Source organism: Anoxynatronum buryatiense (genome assembly GCF_900182905.1).
Lineage (GTDB): Bacteria > Bacillota > Clostridia > Peptostreptococcales > Tindalliaceae > Anoxynatronum > Anoxynatronum buryatiense.
The window spans coordinates 159,605-177,398 of record NZ_FXUF01000008.1 but is presented as its reverse complement, the minus strand read 5'-3'; the positions used below and the strand labels follow the sequence as shown (position 1 = coordinate 177,398).

Below are 17,794 nucleotides of genomic sequence, written 5' to 3'. Positions count from 1 at the left end.
TATTGGACAGACCACCTTAAAGAAAAGAAATCAGGAGGTGCCTTATGACTCACCAATGTTGCCTCTATCCTTGTGCCGGCAAAAGGTCCACCAGTTTTTGGGCAGGTCTGGAGGCCGATGAAATTGCCGGAATTCTTCAACAGGTTTCCACCTTCACCCGCACCTTTTCTCAAGGTGTTTCCATCGAAAGCGATAACGAAGATGATTACCTTATGTATTTACTGGAAGGTCATGTTTCTGTTTCAGTCGCTCTTGAAAACGGCAAGTTCATTCCTTTGCGGCATATTCACACCGGTGAGGTTTTTGGTGTTTCATCCGGCTCAGAAATCAACGGCACCCTTGCTTTCAGCGCCGAAAGCATCTCCACTGTTCAGTTCATTCACAAACCCCTCTTTTTAGGTGTATTGACCGAACATCCTCAGCTTCTGGCCAACTATCTGGCTTTTATGAATCACCGCATCAGTTATTTGCTGAATAAGGTTATTCTTTTCAGCATACAGAACAACCGCCAGCGGATCGCCTGCTTTTTTTTGGGAGAAATGAAGCAGCAACAGGAGAACTTGTTGACAGTTGACCTGTCAAAAACCTGTTTGCTGGAATGCCTGGGAATGTCCCGGAGCTCCTTCTACCGGGAACTGAACGCCCTCACAGCGGCAGGAGCCATTCACCCGGTGGGACGTAAACAATACCAGTGCAACACTGCCATCTTAAATGAAGTTCTCAGCCGTGATCCCTGATTTATATAAAACTAATGTGCGTGAAATGTCTTTAAAAGGGTAAAATGGTGACTATACAGATGAGTGTTTTGCTGAAAGCCACTCCTGTAAATTGATCTTTAAGCGGAGGAGATGCACTCATGAATAACGACAAGGGCATATTGTTGGAGAGTGGTACCAATGAATTGGAAATTGTGGAATTTCGAATTGGCGAGAATTTTTTCGGCATAAATGTGGCGAAGGTTAGAGAAATCATCCCCTTCATGAAAACCATTCGCATTCCCAACTCACACCCCTGCATCAAGGGAATTTTCAAGCCCCGGGACCTGGTGATCACTGCCGTTGACCTTCCCAAATACCTGAATTTGAGTGATGAAGATGCCGATGCCGGTGCACGCTACATTATTTCGCATTTCAACAAAACAACGGTGGGATTTTTGGTTCATGAAGTGGTGGGTATTCACCGCATATCATGGGAGAATGTGGAAAAGCCGGATGAAACCATTTTCTCCGGTCAGGAAGGCATTGCCACCGGCATTGTGAAAATGCCTGAAAAGCTGGTTGTCGTGCTGGATTTCGAGAAGATCCTGGTGGATATCAGCCCCAATACAGGCATTCAAATGTCTGAGGTGTCCAAAATGGGACCACGCGTCAGAAGTGAAAAACCCATTCTTATTGCGGAAGACTCCAAAATGCTGACCCATATTTTGCTGGAAGCCCTCACCACCGCCGGGTATACTTCTGTCACCATCACCTCCAACGGCAAAGAGGCCTGGGAAGCCCTTGAAGCCTATCGGGAAAATGAAAAGCTGCCTCTTGAAGAAAAAGTGGCATTGGTCATAACTGATATTGAAATGCCTCAGATGGACGGGCACAGCCTCACCAAAAAAATCAAGACCGATAAGGTCCTGTCGAAACTTCCTGTGATCATTTTCTCCTCATTGATTGACGAACAAATGCATCAGAAGGGCGTGGCACTGGGTGCCGATGACCAGATTACCAAGCCTGAAATCGGACGCCTGGTATCCTCCATCGACCGCCTTATCCTTTAATCTGCTCTCACAAAAAGACGCTGTTGCAGATCATCGTGATCTGCAACAGCGTCTTTTTGATGTGTGTTGTTAAGTAGCGATGAACAACCTTCATAGTACTGACTACTGAGATCTGACAGCCACATTGATTTGAAGTGCAAGGCCGTCAGCGTTCATTTCGACACACACATATTTGGGCATATTCACCATGACTTCAAAATCTGTGCCATACATAAGTGTTGGCGTGGAAATATTGGTGCTGATATCCATTTTAGAGAAATTAATACTGGCATTGGCTGTCAACATATTCGATAACTCAGAAATGGCACTTTGAGCCATTTCATCCAACTCGGCCACTGGCATTCCCATCATCATTTTCGAAGCGATTCCTTTCGCCGTTTCCATTTCAATGTTATAAACCACATTCCCGGTGAGCTCTCCCACAATCCCCAAATTCATAATGACGCCGGCACTCTTAATCTTACCCTGCCCCAGGGTAACCGCGCTTTTTTCGATGGTTTGAAATCCAAGCTGGGGCATCACATGCATAAAAGCTTCAATAAAAGGGTTAATCCATTTTACATCCACATGTGTTCCCCCTTTGCGAATCCATAGTTCAAATACATTGCTCCAACAGAAGTCTTCGCCACAATAGTAGTGCCTTTCAAGTTGGCTGTGGAAAGTTTCAGAGATTCACCATGATAGATGGTGGGAGGTGCCAGGCGAAGTGCATAAAGCTTATTGATCTGGTTGATCATTGAGCAGGCGTTCCCTGCAACCATATTGGCCAGCTCTGCTGCAGAGTTGAGTACCTCATCTTTTGGAACGGTTTCCCGCTTCAACATTTTTTTGACCACCGCTTCAGCTGAGGCATATGACAGGTCCATCACAAAACGGCCGCTGAAGGCGCCAATAATTCCCATGACCACAGAAATTCCCTGTGACTCCGAGAGCGTCTCTTCCGGATCCTGAAACACGGGCTTTTCGCCAAAAATGCGATTCATATTGTTCATCAACGATTCCTGAAAAGCCAGTTTTCCCAGTTCGTTCAGCTTTTCCAGCAATCGTTCTTCATTCACCAGCCGGTCAATCACCCGCCCCAGTTCTTCTGAATCAACGGGTTTCTGCACATACCCTTCAGCCCCCGCCTCCTTGGCTTTTTTCATCATGGCTTCGTCTTTTAACGAGCTGATGATGATCACCTTGGTGCCGGGCAGTCTTTTTTTAATCGCTTTTGTGCACTCCAATCCATCGGTGCCGGGTATTGTCATGTCCATGGTAACCAGATCAGGCTGATGATTTTCCACCACCTCAATGGTTTGTTCAAGAGAATCAGCCGAACCCACGACATTGTGCCCCAAATCTGCCAAGATGTTCTCCAGCACGCTGACCGAGAAGGGAGAGTCATCCACAATGACAATACGCTGCGAAAGAGAAGTGTTTTGACTCATTGATACCACCTGCTTTCTGTAAATTGTCAACGCTATCTGCAATCCCCATCAAGCTTTACATTATTGTCACTAATTGGCAATTATGAAGCGTCATAGTTCTATTGTACCATTTAAGCAACACTTTTAATCAAGAAATGTCACTCGCCCAGCATCGGGCCGGCAATCATCTGGTTCCGGCAAATCTCATACAAACCTCTTCTATTTCGACTTATTGGAATGCACCGCTTCCCATTTGGCAAGATTCGACCAGCCTTATTATTGATACAATGGCATTTGATTTATCAAATCACAAAAAATTGGTGGATTTTTCAGGTTTTGGTTATAATAGAGGCAGCTTTCCATTCCAGTTTTTACACCATCGACTTCAAAGGAGTGATTGTCATGAAAGTATTTATCTCTGCTGATCTGGAAGGAATTTGGGGTGTGGTTTCCCGAAAACAGACGGGATGGGACAAGCCGGACTATGCCCGGGCCCGACAGTTGATGACGGATGAGGTCAACCTGTTGTGCGAAGAACTGTTCAAACATGGCGTCACCGAAGTGATTGTCAATGATTCCCACGACTCCATGGATAACATTCTCATTGAACTGCTTCATCCGGATGTGAATCTCATCAGCGGCTATCCCAAAGACTTGAGTATGATGGAAGGCGTGGACAGCGGTGTTGACTGTGCCATGCTCATCGGGTACCATCCCAAAGCCGGTACGCCTACGGGGATTTTTGATCATACCTATGCCGGCCGGGTGGTGAGCAAGCTCATGATTAATGGGGAAACTGTGGGGGAAATCGGTCTGAATGCTCTGGTGGCCGGTCATTTCGATGTGCCGGTGGTGCTGGTGGCCGGTGATCATCAGGTTACCCAGGATGCATTGAGTGAAGTTGGCCCCGTTGCAACGGTGGCAGTTAAGAAAGCACTTTCCCGCTATTGCGCCCGGCATGTATCCCAAAACCAGTTAAAGTCGGCTTACGCCGAAGCCGTGGTGAAGGCACTGGCAAGTATTCCCACTGCACCGGTAAAAAGACACGAAGGCCCTTTTTCTTTGACGTTGGAGCTGGCCCAGGCAGTGATGGCTGATAAGGCGGCATCTATTCCCGGTGTCAATCGGGTGAACGCCCTGACGGTGAGCTGTGAAGCCTCCGATGTTGTCACGCTGTATCAACTGTTCAGAGCCATGGTAACACTGGCAGGTTCAATGCTGTAAGGTTAGCCTTCCTCATTTGGTGATTGATGCCATAAGTCAAGAGCAGGGATTCCGTCGAAGTGACAGAACCCTGCTCTTGATTGTTTACTTTACCATGTCACATTTTACAATTCGTCTTTACAGGCTAAACCGGGCAATCCCCTTCTGCATTTCTTCCGCCAGCTGTGCCAATGTTTCACTGGCTCCAGCTATTTCGGCCATGGCTGCAGTTTGCTCCTCTACTGAGGCAGAGGCCTCTTCGGTTCCGGCAGCATTTTCTTCCGAGATGGCCGACAGATTTTCAATTACCCCCACCAACTCATTTTTCTTGGAATCCATCACCGCCCCCGACTCATTCAATGATTCAATCGCCGCACGCATTCTTTCAATGGATATGTCAATGCCCTGAAATTTTTCATTTGTTACGCCAACACTTTTGCTTTGTGCTGCCACAATTTCAGCCACTTGACTCATGGTTGTCACAGCATAACCGGTTTTACCTGTCAAATCACTGATGATGGTATCTATTTCCTTTGTAAATTGATTGGACTGTTCTGCCAACTTTCGGATTTCTTCAGCAACCACGGCAAATCCGCGGCCAGCTTCACCCGCTCGTGCTGATTCAATGGCTGCATTCAGAGCCAATAAGTTTGTCTGCTCTGCAATACTCTTAATCATCCCACTGGCCGTTTGTATTCGGCTTGCACTTTCGTTTGTATTGATAATGATCTCACTGACTTCTTTCGTCGAATCACTGGTCTGTGCCGTCTTTTCGACAACATCTTTCAGTGTTTGTAATCCTTCGTTTTTCATCTGTTTGACATCTTCAGCTGTTCGATTCAACGTTTCCATTAATTGTTGGTTTTTTTCAATCTGTTTTCCGATTTCATTAACACTTTGAACGCCATGCTCCGTATCCTTGGCCTGATCAGTCGCTCCTGTTGCGATATCTTCAATGGTTTTTGCCACCTCATTGGAGGCTGCGGCCGACTGTTGACTGGTCGCTGTCAACTCTTCTGCCGAGGAAGCCACAGTCTGCGCATTACCGCTGATTTGCATGATCAGTGAAGCCAGATTTTCCTGCATGATTGCCAGCGCCTTGGTAATCAAACCAATTTCATCTTTTCGGCTTGCGTACCGGCGAATTTCCGTCATGCCTTCGGTTGTCAAATCATATTTTGAGAACCGTTCAATGACAGACGCCTGACGTATAATCGGTTTCGCTATGCTTCTTCCGACAATAAAAGCTGTTACCAACCCAAGCAGCATGAACGCCGCCGACATCGTTATGAGGGTATTTCGCGTGGATGCAACCGCACTCAGAACTTCATCTTTTGCAGCGGTGGTGACCAGAATCCAGTTGGTTCCCTGAATCGGCGCGTAGGCAGCAAAAAAATCCTGGTTGTTATGTCGATAATAGCTGTATCCTTCCGGTTCATTTAAGATTCGCTGGAATAAACCGGCCAGATTTTCCCAGTAAACATCTGTCTGCGCAGCCTGTACCGGAGCTATCTGATCCATTACATAATCTTGATTCGGATGCGCCGCAAAAATGCCTTGGGTGTTAAGGATAAAGGCATACCCACTTTCACCAAAGCCCATTTCATCGGTGAGTGAAGTCAGCATATTGCCGTCTCTTCTTGCATAAAGCACGCCTTCAACCCTGCCATTCACTTTAATAGGTACCGCATGAACAAAAGAAGCCTCCCCGGTTACCGGACTGATGATCACGTCTGATACATTACTCTCCCCGGCAAATGCTCTTTTGACGTAATCGGCATCACCGTTATTGATACTGTTTCCCGACAGCACATAAGTTGCCTGCCCGCCGCGGTCCACAATTGCGATGTCTTCATATCCCAAGCCTGCCACATCGTCCAGCAGTGAAGTGCGCTGCACGTTCCAATCCATTGATTCAACTGCTTCCCTGCGCGCCACCTCTTCCAGAACCTCAAGACGCATGCCGACAATCGTTTCAACCAATTCAGCACCTTGTATTGTCTGCCCGAGCAAAGTGTTATCAATTTGCTCTTCCAGTGTGTCTGATGCGATTTTGATCGCCATCCCACTTAGCCCCAGGCAAATAATCAACACAAGAACCCCCACAATAACAGCAATTTTTTTTGCCAATCCCATTTGATCACCCTCCAGTTTTGATTTTTTATTGACCATCCCGCTCTGCCTCATTGACATTCAATGCTTAAAATCATGCCCCCTGTTCAATTACTTCAGCATCGTCTGCTGAATCTATCCGGAAAATTACCGGAGCCCATTCAAACCGACTGCTTTCCATGGTAATGATTTGCAAAGCTTCATCTTTCATAGTGATTCAATCATTCAAGCGTCGCTTGAGACGCGTGCCACTGTCTGGTATGCTGCGTGTTAGTCATACAGGTCTCCCAGCACAAGACGATTACTGATAGAAACCTTCAGCATCAGCTGCGCTTCTTGCTTTCTTTGCTGTTTTTCCAGTAGCTGCGTGTACTTCAGTAGCAGTTCGTGGAACTTTGACTGAATCTGATACCGTCGTTCTGAAATCCAATGCTCATAGATATATTCACATAGATATGGTTGTCGATAATTGCTGATAATCAACTGGCATGTTTCAAGAAACGCTTTTTCCAATCCCTTGCTCCATTCGTCCTGTGCTCTGGTCATCAGTTCAGTCAGTTCGAGATCCTGAATGGCTGCATGGGTAGTATTCAGAAAACAGCAATTATCGTGATATTGGATGATACGGGAATGTTTCGGCTTGTTCAAATCGGGTTCGAGGGTTTTTCGGAGAGTATGAAGCGTCAGGTACAGATTGTTCTTGCCCTGTTTAAAGCTCTTATGGGGCCAAAAATGCTCTATCATCATATCGGCAGGGATTCGCTGTCCCGGACGGCTCAATAGATAGGTCAACACATCGATTTCTTTTCGGGTCAATAAATCATTGATCTTCACCGTCTCCCCTTTATACCAAATAACCAATGTTCCCAGTGTTTGCACCGACCAATCTTTCCTTTTATCTTTTCCCAGGCATAACCGGATCCACTCTGCCTGTTTTTGTGAAAAAACGTTCATGTCTATCCCAAACTGCATTAAATCAGAAAACTCCTCCATCAGGACGGCAATCATTCCGTTTAATGAATGTGCTGCCATGACATCGGCTGCTTTCCTAAGTAATAATACGACTTCGTCCCTGTTGTAGTGCCATGATCCCTGGCTGTTTCCCGGCTTCCTGAATGTCCATAAAACAGCCGCCTCCAACAGCAGCTTCCGAATTTCAGTTCCTCTGGCCACCCGATCGTCATGTGCAGTTGCAATCTGACCGATTACTTCTATTGCGGCAGTATACTTTTTGTTACGATAGAGATTGAGCGCTTTATAATAATAAGAGATCGGCCGTATCAGTGCCGACATTTCATCGGCTTCCTTACCTGCCTGTTCTACAAAGAACTGGTTTAACCATTGCATTTGCCGCTTCTCCGTTTCTTCCAGGCGAATACTTACGATGGAATGGTATAAAACGCGGCGCACCCGTAACTGTTCACAACAACAAATCGTATTAAAAATCAGTGTTTCAGGTTTAACTGGTTTATTAAGGAAACAATGAACCTTTCCCTTGTTGATGGATTCTTTCGCCACTTCGAAATTTCTCATACCTGTAACGATCATTCGCATTGCTTCCGGGATTCTTTTCGACATGTGAAACAATAGTTCCGCTCCGGTCATATCTGGCATCCACGCATCACTAATGATTACTTTCAGTCGTTTCACAGATTCCCGATCCATGTATTTTAGTGCTTCCACCGGATCTGAAAATGCCTTTACTCCAAAAAAAGACTTGAGAACCAGCTCATAGTTACGCAAGGTTAAGGACTCATCATCGACCAAAATGATCTCAGGCTCCGAAAGATTTATCATTGATTCACCGCTCTTTCAGTTTAATACTGAAGTTTATTCAGTGATGCTACTGCCAGATAAAATCATTCGATATCGTTTATACACTCTCATGTATCCCTCTAAAATCAACCATGGTCATTTTTTATATGCTACCATAATGATCTTAGCCAATTCTTAGTTTCTCCCTGTGTTACTCTAAAAAACCTTCTTATTTCGTCGCTTAAGCATCTTGTAACTGTTGCAAATCAGAGTGTTCGATAACAATAGGGTGCTTAATTAGAATGTTTGGTGTTTCCGAAAATTCTAAACCTCTATGAAATCACCACCTTGTTCAGTGAGTTGTTCACACGACTAATTATTTCGCGACATCAGATACAAAAGCATCTCCCACTAAAAATTCCCATTAAAAAATGCTGGCTTCTGTGATAGAATCCAGCATTTCTGTCTTCAGTTATAGACATCACTTGCAAGGAATGCTTGAAAGAGTATGTCTGTCAGCAACCCCAAATCACAGATCCTCTCAATTATCGGTCAAATTCAATCATCGTATGATCGCTGCTTACCACATAGGCTTCAGCAGTTCCTTGAAATCGTTGGACAACCAGTCTTTCAATGGATTCAAGCGCCTGCCGAAAAGATGATTCCGGTTCATCTTCAAAGCCCACCAGCTGAAAAATGATGTCTTTGCTGGCAAGTGTGGTTTTACCCAGTTCACTCTGCCGCCAGATCCATTTTCTGGTTTGCACCTGGTCACCACTGGTGAAAATCAGTTCTCCCGGCTCCACCGATTCCTGTTCTGTTTCTCCAAAGGGGAGGAACCGCTCGTTGCCGGTGGCAAAGCGAACCGCCAGATCTTCCTGAATATCTGCCAGATCATGGGCTCCAAGGGTGATCAGGTGCTCCAGAGAGACGGCGTTGCACAGATCCACCAGGGCGTTGATCACCGGCAGGCTGCCGCCTTTCACCACCCGCTTCAGCATGGCTTCCACCGATACGGGATATTTGTTAGGGTTGATACCGGCCCGGGTCATCACATCCCGATAGAAGGCCACCGTAGGCCAATCCCGCGGTACACCTGCAGACAGTTTTACCCGTGCACTTGCTTCCGCCTCTCGAAGTCTTTCCAAATCTGTCGCTGATGTTTCACCATTTTGAAGATTCTTGCCGATCACAATGCCGAATTTCAGTTGTGGTTCCAACTGGAAAACGGGAGGCATCACCTGGTAACGCATCTTCTTCACTCCCCTCACTCATTCAAGGCTGGTTTGTTTCTCCCAGTAAAATGGCTTGAACTGCTGCGAAATGTCACCATGGTTAATTCCGCCTGTTTCAAGACCTATTAAAACCACTATATCAAACATTGACTTATGTGTCGAATAAAAATGATCTGCCAGTACTATTTATTCAGGCTAATTTTGTCATTTTTTTGTCAATTATTGATTGACGCATCTTGCGTTTATGTATATAATTAATTCAATGACCGCGGTCACTATTTTGTTCAGGTCTTTACTTATCCCCCTTTCACCTGGCAATATGGTGAATCAAGCTCATCCTTTTTTCTCATCTCTCCCTTTTAAAGAAGGCCTCTGTGCGATCCAACCACACGAGGCCTTCTTCATATTTATGCATTCGTGTTTGTTGTTATGCGTAGTCCATTTAATGAAAAGCCTGGTTTTTCTCCAACTCTTTCACGCAACATGGAGACCATCCGGCCTGTCGATTTACTTTTCTGCTATTTTCTTGTGGTCCGCTGCTATTTTCTTGTGGTCCGCTGCTATTCTTTCAAGTTCCAGCAAGCGTTGTTTCAGGGCAAGCCCGCCCCGGTATCCAGTGAGTGACCCATTGCTGCCGATCACCCGGTGGCAGGGAATTAAAATGGGAATCGGGTTATGGCGATTGGCCAGTCCCACCGCCCGGGCGGCCCGGGGTGAACCCAGCCGGATGGCTAGGGCTTTGTAGGTGAGGGTCTCTCCATAAGGAATGGTGCAGAGATGTGCCCAGGCTTTCTGGAAGAACTCAGTTCCCACGGGCTTCATCGGCAGGGTGAAGCGGGTGCGCTCTTTTGCCAGATATTGGCGCAGCTGTTTTGCTGCTTCTCTCAGAAGGGCTGTTTCATGGATTTCCATGTTCTGCGGCAGGGGATCCTCTTCAAAAAACAGGTGGGTAATACTGCCGTTCTTTTCGGCAATGCCAAAATTTCCGGCTTCTGTTTCGTAGTAATATAGCGACACCTGATCACCTCATATTGTATTCATCAACGCATTCAGGCAAAAGAACAGACAGCAGATTTGACCGACAGGGAGTCAGGCAGGCTACTGATCCAGCTTCAGTTTTGCCAGGGCATCCGCCAACGCAGTGTTGATGGGTTCATCCTTGGCTTTTTCCTGGATTTTCAGGTACTGGGCCACTTCTTTTTTTGAAACCCGGCTGCCGCCTTCTTTTTTCTTTCGTGCTTCAAAAACACTGAGTTTTTCTCTGTAACCGCAGCGACAGACAAAAATGCGGCCTTCTCCTTCGCCCCGCAGCTCCAGTTTTTTCCGGCACTCCGGGCAACGGGCGTTGGTTACCACTGCCACCGACTTTCGGTGGCCGCATTCCCTGTCCTGGCACACCAGCATTTTTCCTTTCTTGCCTGCAACCTCCAGCAGGTATTTGCCGCATTCCGGGCATTTTTCCCGGGTGACGTTGTCATGCTTGAAGGTGGCCTCACTTTGCTTAATCTCTTTCACAATTTCTTTGGCATAGGTGCGCATGTCACTGACAAAAGTTTCCTTTTTCAGTTTGCCTCCGGCGATGGCTCCCAGCCGCTGCTCCCACTCTGCTGTCAACGCCGGAGATTTCAGACCTTCCGGCACCAGGTTCAGCAGCTGTTTTCCCTTTGAGGTGATGTACAGGGCATTGCCTCTTTTTTCAACGAGAAAGCTGTTCAGCAGTTTATCAATGATATCAGCCCGGGTGGCCACGGTTCCCAGCCCGCCGGTTTCACCCAGGGTGCGGGCCAGGTCTTTTCGCTGAGATGCCATGTATTTTGACGGATTTTCCATGGCTGCCAGCAGTGTGCCTTCGGTAAAGGGGGCTGGTGGTTTTGTTTTTCCCGTGGTGAGACGCAGGGTTTTCACAGGCAGCCGCTGGCCTTTTTCAAGTGCCGGCAGGGCTTGGTCCTTCAGGTCTTCATCGTTGTCATTTTCCGGCGATGCATCGTCCAGTTCCTTTTCCTGTTGGAAGACGGCTTTCCACCCCTGATCCCGGATGATTTTGCCCCGGGCGACGAATGTTTCATCGCCAATGACGGCTTCCATCACTGTTTCGTCGTAAGTGAAAGGTGGATAAAAGGCTGCCAGAAAGCGCCGCACCACCAGATCGTAAATTTTTCGTTCCCCATCACTGAGATCTGCCAGAAAAGGGCTCACCTCTGTGGGGATGATGGCATGATGATCAGTGACCCTGGCATCATCCACCACCTGCTTGCCTGCTTTGATTCCCTGGCGCAGCAATCGGCTTGCCAGGGGCGCATAGGGCCCCACGCTGCAGGCATTCACCCGGTCTTTCAGAGTGGCTGTCATGTCAGAGGTCAGGTGCCGGGAATCGGTGCGGGGATAAGTGAGCACTTTGTGATGTTCATAGAGGCGTTGTGTCAGCGAGAGGGTTTCCTTGGCCGAAAATCCGAAACGGCTGTTGGCTTCCCGCTGCAGCAGGGTCAGATCATAAAGACCGGGAGCCGGTTGTTGCCTGGCATTTTTTCGAATACTCCGCAGGATGGCTGTTTCTCCTGAAAGACGTTGCTGCATCTGGGTCATCCGCTGTTGGTCAAAGGAGCGGGTGGCGTTGCTTTTGGCATCCCGCCAGGTGAGTGACAGACCGTTGGCGTCGGCAATGAGGCCATAATAGGTTTGGGGCTGGAACTGCTGAATCTCCTGTTCCCGCCAGGAGAGGATGGCCAGTGTGGGGGTCTGCACCCGGCCGCAGGAAAGCTGGGCATTATAACGGCAGGTGAGGGCCCGGGTGGCATTGATGCCCACCAGCCAGTCTGCCTCAGACCTGGCCACAGCAGCGGCGTAGAGGTTTTCATACTGCTTGCCCTCTTTCAGGCTGCGAAAGCCTTCCTGAATGGCCTTATCAGTAACAGAGGAAATCCAAAGCCGCTTCAGGGGTTTGCGCACCCCGGCTTTTTCCAGAATCCACCGGGCCACCAGCTCACCCTCACGGCCTGCATCGGTGGCAATAACAATATCGGCCACGTCTTTGCGGTTCATCTGGCTGGTGACAGCCTGGTATTGCCTGCGGCTTTGGCCGATGACTTCCAGCTTCAGTTCTTTGGGCAGCATGGGCAGGTCTTCCAGCTTCCAGCTTTTGTACTTTTGATCATAGGTTTCAGGATCTGCCAATGTGACCAGGTGGCCCAGTGCCCAGGTAACAATCCACTTGTCGCCTTCCAAAAATCCGTTTCCTTTTTGCCGGCATTGAAGCACTCGGGCAATATCCCGGGCGACAGAGGGTTTCTCTGCCAGTACCAGTGATTTTTTCATCGTTTCACTTCATTCCTTTCATCAGTAAAAATCCCGGCGCATACCGGGACAGAGACAGTCGACAATCTTTAATGAAACCAAAAGGCTTTGATCAGGGGAGGCGATTGCCTGCAGCCAGATACAACGCATACCACTCCTGGCGGTTCAGATGAATATGAGCGGCTTCACTGAGGGCTTCCAGCCGTTCCGGCCGCGTGGTGCCCACAACAGGCTGAATACCTGCAGGGTGGCGCATGATCCAGGCCAGGGCAATGGCGGAAGGTTGGGTGTTTTTGCTCTCTGCCATTCGCTCCAGCAATCGGTTCAGCTCTACGTAATCTCCGTGGCCGATGAAGCTGCCGGCCTCCGGGTTGATGGTGAGGGGTGACCAGGCCTGCAGTGTCATTCCTTTCGTCCGGCAGTAATCCAGCACATAGCCGTCCCGGTTCAAGGCTGCCGTCTGGTTCATGTTCACATGCAAACCGGCATCCAGCAGGCTGGTGTTGGCCAGGCTCAGCTGCAGCTGATTCAATATCAGAGGTTGTTCCAGATGCTGGTTCAGCACCTCAATCTGCAGCGGATGATGGTTGCTGACGCCAAAATAACGCACTTTTCCACTTTCGTGAAGCTGACTGAAAGCTTCTGCCACTTCCGCCGGCTCCATGAGAGTGTCGGGCCGATGAAGCAGCAGAATATCCAGGTAGTCTGTTTTCAGACGCTGAAGGCTTTCCTCCACCGAGGACAGCAGATACTCCTTCGAAAAGTCGTAATACCCTTTCCGAATGCCACATTTGCTTTGAATCAGAATCTGATCCCGTAATCCAGGATGTTTCTCCATTACTTTCCCGAATACTTCCTCAGAACGACCGTCGCCATAAACATCAGCATGGTCAAAGTGAGTAACGCCCTTTTCAACAGCCGTCTGCACCAGTGCCGTCGCTTCTCTGGTGGAGAGTGTGTTCATCCGCAAACAGCCCAGTACCAGTGCTGGGGCGTTCAGGCTGCCCCGGGCCAGTTTCATCTGTGTCATCATTGTTCCCTTCCACCTTTCGCTTCTTTTTATGCTTTCCATTATAACAGATTTACACCTTAAGGGCATGGAATCAGTTGACTTCTCCCCTGCTTTTCAGTATATTAACCTTAACTGCGTCACCCGCGACCGCCCCTTTATTCGGATGTTCCTCATAAACAGCGGATCACACGGATGACCTTGTCAACCATCACCCGAGAGGAGTTTCACAACATGTTGAAAAGAACCGGCCCCCTATGCTTTCTTGTGATTCTTTTTGTATTGACCACCGTACTGACTGCAGGTGCCGTTGCTCCTGAAAAAACCGTCACTGAACGCCCGCCCATGCGGGGCCTTTGGGTGGCCTCAGTGCTGAACATCGACTACCCTTCCAAGCCCACCACAGACCCTGCCGTTCTGAAGGCAGAGGCCATCACAATTTTGGAAACTGCTGAGGCAGCCGGCCTCAATGCCATTTTTCTGCAGGTGCGTCCCACTGCCGATGCCTTTTACCAATCCCGTTATTTCCCCTGGTCCCGGTATCTCACAGGGAGTCAGGGCCTGGCACCCCAGGATGGTTTTGATCCTCTTCAATTTTGGGTGGAAGAGTCACACCGCCGGGGCATGGAGCTTCATGCCTGGTTGAACCCTTACCGCATTACCCGCAAAACCAAGGATGAACCGGCTCATGACATTGCGGCGCTGGTGCCCTGGCATCCCGCCCGTCTCTATCCTCACCTGGTGGTACATCATACCGATGGCAACCTGTATTTCGACCCGGGCATGCCCCAGGCCCGCCAGCTGATCATCGACAGCGCCCTTGAGCTGGTGGAAATGTACGATATCGACGGCATTCATTTTGACGACTATTTTTACCCCGGCACCACCTTCGATGATGCCGGCACTTATGCCAGCTATGGTGCCGGTTATGCGTCGGTGGAAGACTGGCGCCGGGAAAATGTGAACACGTTGATCCGGGATCTTCACCAGGCCATTCAAACCACTGACCCCGAAGTGCGTTTTGGCATCAGCCCCTTCGGAATCTGGGCCAATAAAAGCTCTCATCCCCTGGGAAGTGAAACCCGGGGCAACCAAACCTATTTTTCCCATTACGCAGATCCCCTTGCCTGGATTCAGGAAGGCACCATTGATTACATTGCTCCTCAGATCTACTGGCACATTGGCTTCGATATTGCCGATTACCATACCCTGCTGGCCTGGTGGAACCAGGCGATGGCTGGTTCTGCCGTTGACCTTTACATTGGTCAGGCAGCCTACCGCGTTGGCAACTCTGACCCCGCCAGCCCCTGGCACGGTATTGGCGAAATGGACCGCCAGCTTCAGATGAATACCTGGTATCCGCTGGTGAAAGGCAGCATTTTCTATAACTACAGCGCTTTGAAACGTAACCCCGATTTAGTGACCCTGCTGAAACACCATTTCCATGATAAGTAACCCGTTGAGTAATCAACCATGACACATCTCACTTTCAACCCCCTCCCGGCATCTTCTCCAGGAAGGGGTTTTATCGTCATGTGACTCCGCACGGTGTCATCCTGTTGCTTTATCATTTGTTTAATTGGTCATTGCTTTCCATTTCTTGATTGAGTATAATTACCTAATCAAGGAGGATAAGCACCATGGAAATACGAAGATTTTCTGAAACAGCTCTTCTAATAACGCTATTCTTTCTATTTATCATCAGCACTCTGGCAGCCAGTGACATATGGAGCAATCTCGCTTCACCCCTGGTGGGCTTCGCGGCAACACTGGTTCTTTTTCGTTCCGTTAAAGCCCATGGACTGCCCCGCTTTCCATGGGTTTATCTGCTTGCCTTCACTGCTGTCTGGACATTTGCCGATTGTTGCTGGCTGGTGATGGAGCACCTTCTGGGGATTGACCCCTCAAGAGTCTATTGGCTGGAAGTGTTATACACTCTTCCCAGCCTCTTTCTCATGTCTTTTTCCATCAGGTACTTCAGGGAACATCTTCAAAAATGGAATGGCTATCAGTTGCTGCTGGACCTTCTCACCGTCGTCTCCCTAATACTGATCTTCATGTGGGCTGTGATCTTTCTCAGAACTAATCTGCGTTTCAATGAAATCGATGACTATATTCTGACCATGGTTTATTTATTTGCTGGCTTCTTTTCACTGACCAGCATGCTGCTCATCTATATTTCCAACCGTGATGGCCGCATTCATCCATCCTTCTACTATCTTTTTCTGGGAATTGCCATCTCATCAGGCAATGATTTTTATTATGCCTACCTGACATTGGCAGACTTATACCAGGCGAATACCCTGGTGGATGTTTTGTACTTACTTCCCCTCATTCTTTTTTCCAAAGCCTCCATCCACGCCAGAACCACCTTTGCGCCAACTGGAGCTGATGACTTATTAGTCCTGCCACAAAATTATGGACGCAAAAAATCCGCCAGACTGCTGCCATTTTTGCTGTTGCTTCTGCTTCTGACAAAAACATTCAGTATTGAAGCTTTTCTCGCTGCCACCTTCATCATTATCCTCCATCAACTGCTGACAAGCTATGTACAAACCAGCATACGAAATGAATATCTGTTAAAGAAAGAACTGTATCTCAACGAACAGTTGGAACAACAAGTGGTTGCCCGCAGCCAAGATCTCATTGTGGCTAATGAGACCCTGAGTTCACTGGCGAAAAAAGACTCCCTGACAGGTCTTTTCAATCGCAGATATTTTATCGACCGTCTTGACGCTCGCTTAAACCAGATGGGAGCTACTTCCTTTGGCGTTCTTTATCTGGATTTGAATCGCTTTAAATCCATTAATGATACCCATGGCCATGAGCTGGGAGACCATGTGCTGGTGGAGATCAGCCAACGCATTGCTGCTGCCTGCTCTCCATCCAATAGTTTTTTTCGCATCGGCGGAGACGAGTTTGCCATCCTCACTGCTCCGGGTCTTTCAAAGGAAGGAATTGACCTTCTGTCACAGCAAGTGATTGAAGCCATCAATTTTCCCGTCGAACTTCCTCCCTATATCTTCCACTTGGGTGTCAGCATTGGTGTTTCTCTTTATCCTGATGATGCAACTACCCGGGATTTACTAATGAAGTATGCAGATATGGCCATGTATGAAGCCAAGGATTCTCATCAGAACAGTGCTTCAGTTCGATTCAATAGTACCTTAAGGGAAAAAATCGAACGTAAGCACTCCCTGGAAATAATGCTGGGAAATGCTGATTTTTCCAGGGAGTTCCAGCTTTATTTTCAGCCTCAGTTTCGCATCTCTGACCATGCATTAGTGGGGATGGAAGCATTGCTTCGCTGGTTTCATCCCCATCAGGGAATGATTTCACCTGGCGAGTTCATCCCTGTGGCCGAGGAAACCGGGATCATTCTTCCCATCACCGAATGGGTCATTGACCAGGCTTACGCCACCATCGCCCACGCACGAAAAGCCTCTTCTCTTTCTATTCAAATGGGAATTAATCTGTCGCCGAAAGTTATTGAAACAGCTGATCTTTTGGCTTCTCTGAAGCAAAAAGAGATGAGGCACTGTGTACCGCCTCATTGGATCGATCTGGAAATCACGGAGAATTCAGCCATGAGCTTGCATGCAACCATTGAGGGCACCTTTGATCAGTTGAAACAGTCCGGGTTTACCATTTCCATTGATGACTTCGGTACAGGCTACTCTTCCCTGAGTTATATCAGGCGCTTCGGAGTTGATCGCCTGAAAATCGCCAAAGAGCTGGTGGATCATGTTGCTGATGACAGAAACTCTCAGCTGATCATTAAAGCTATCATCATGATGGCCAAAGGAATGAACTTGCGCACCATTGCAGAAGGTGTTGAGTATCAGGATCAGTTGGATGTTCTTAAAGAAATGGGTTGCGATGAAATGCAGGGATACCTGTGGGGTCGTCCGGTACCCTTCGAAACCTTCAAGCAGCAGTACCTGTCATAGCATCTTTTAAACCAAACCGCTTGATGTGATTCATAATCCTGCCGGTTTATCAGGTCGGCAGA

At 48.1% G+C, this 17,794-nt stretch carries 13 protein-coding genes; 5 read left to right on the top strand and 8 right to left on the bottom strand.

Annotation, left to right across the window (positions count from 1 at the left end; genetic code table 11):
• Window positions 1-44: 44 nt before the first annotated feature.
• Together QOL74_RS11580 and QOL74_RS11575 are read left to right on the top strand one after the other, a co-directional pair.
• Window positions 45-737 carry a Crp/Fnr family transcriptional regulator gene (locus QOL74_RS11580; protein ID WP_283409640.1) on the top strand — a complete coding sequence of 231 codons (693 nt, stop codon included), beginning with the start codon at window positions 45-47 and terminating at the stop codon, window positions 735-737.
• 119 nt (window positions 738-856) lie between these two features.
• On the top strand, window positions 857-1,768 hold the full coding sequence (locus tag QOL74_RS11575) for a chemotaxis protein (RefSeq protein ID WP_283409639.1): 912 nt from the start codon (window positions 857-859) through the stop codon (window positions 1,766-1,768).
• A gap of 102 nt (window positions 1,769-1,870) precedes the next feature.
• On the opposite strand, the gene QOL74_RS11570 is transcribed toward QOL74_RS11575, so the two are convergent.
• Together QOL74_RS11570 and QOL74_RS11565 are read right to left on the bottom strand one after the other, a co-directional pair.
• The gene (locus QOL74_RS11570; protein WP_283409638.1) at window positions 1,871-2,335 is read right to left on the bottom strand and encodes a chemotaxis protein CheX; all 465 of its coding nucleotides are present in this window, start codon (window positions 2,333-2,335) and stop codon (window positions 1,871-1,873) included.
• Window positions 2,326-3,198 carry a response regulator gene (locus tag QOL74_RS11565; RefSeq protein WP_283409637.1) on the bottom strand — a complete coding sequence of 291 codons (873 nt, stop codon included), beginning with the start codon at window positions 3,196-3,198 and terminating at the stop codon, window positions 2,326-2,328. Before QOL74_RS11565 ends, QOL74_RS11570 begins: the two co-directional genes overlap by 10 nt.
• Before the next feature lie 381 nt (window positions 3,199-3,579).
• On the opposite strand from QOL74_RS11565, the gene QOL74_RS11560 reads away from it, so the two are divergent.
• Entirely contained in the window at window positions 3,580-4,401 is an 822-nt protein-coding gene (locus QOL74_RS11560) for a M55 family metallopeptidase (protein ID WP_283409636.1), read from the top strand.
• A gap of 117 nt (window positions 4,402-4,518) precedes the next feature.
• Here QOL74_RS11560 and QOL74_RS11555 read toward each other — a convergent pair whose 3' ends face one another.
• The 6 genes from QOL74_RS11555 to QOL74_RS11530 form a co-directional block, all read right to left on the bottom strand.
• The gene (locus tag QOL74_RS11555) at window positions 4,519-6,552 is read right to left on the bottom strand and encodes a methyl-accepting chemotaxis protein (protein ID WP_283409635.1); all 2,034 of its coding nucleotides are present in this window, start codon (window positions 6,550-6,552) and stop codon (window positions 4,519-4,521) included.
• A 210-nt stretch (window positions 6,553-6,762) separates the two neighbouring features.
• The gene (locus QOL74_RS11550; protein WP_283409634.1) at window positions 6,763-8,289 is read right to left on the bottom strand and encodes a response regulator; all 1,527 of its coding nucleotides are present in this window, start codon (window positions 8,287-8,289) and stop codon (window positions 6,763-6,765) included.
• 503 nt (window positions 8,290-8,792) lie between these two features.
• Window positions 8,793-9,500 (bottom strand): B3/B4 domain-containing protein, encoded by a 708-nt coding sequence (locus QOL74_RS11545; protein ID WP_283409633.1) that lies wholly within the window; start codon window positions 9,498-9,500, stop codon window positions 8,793-8,795.
• A 489-nt stretch (window positions 9,501-9,989) separates the two neighbouring features.
• On the bottom strand, window positions 9,990-10,499 hold the full coding sequence (locus tag QOL74_RS11540) for a methylated-DNA--[protein]-cysteine S-methyltransferase (protein WP_283409632.1): 510 nt from the start codon (window positions 10,497-10,499) through the stop codon (window positions 9,990-9,992).
• A gap of 81 nt (window positions 10,500-10,580) precedes the next feature.
• A complete protein-coding gene (locus QOL74_RS11535; protein ID WP_283409631.1) occupies window positions 10,581-12,794 on the bottom strand; it encodes a DNA topoisomerase III in 2,214 nt (737 codons plus the stop codon).
• Window positions 12,795-12,885: 91 nt separating this feature from the next.
• Complete coding sequence (locus QOL74_RS11530) at window positions 12,886-13,803, bottom strand: aldo/keto reductase (RefSeq protein WP_283409660.1); 918 nt, start codon at window positions 13,801-13,803, stop codon at window positions 12,886-12,888.
• A gap of 213 nt (window positions 13,804-14,016) precedes the next feature.
• Between QOL74_RS11530 and QOL74_RS11525 the strand changes: the two genes are divergently transcribed.
• A complete protein-coding gene (locus QOL74_RS11525; RefSeq protein ID WP_283409630.1) occupies window positions 14,017-15,237 on the top strand; it encodes a glycoside hydrolase family 10-like protein in 1,221 nt (406 codons plus the stop codon).
• 185 nt (window positions 15,238-15,422) lie between these two features.
• Entirely contained in the window at window positions 15,423-17,732 is a 2,310-nt protein-coding gene (locus QOL74_RS11520) for a putative bifunctional diguanylate cyclase/phosphodiesterase (protein WP_283409629.1), read from the top strand.
• The last annotated feature ends 62 nt before the right edge of the window (window positions 17,733-17,794 follow it).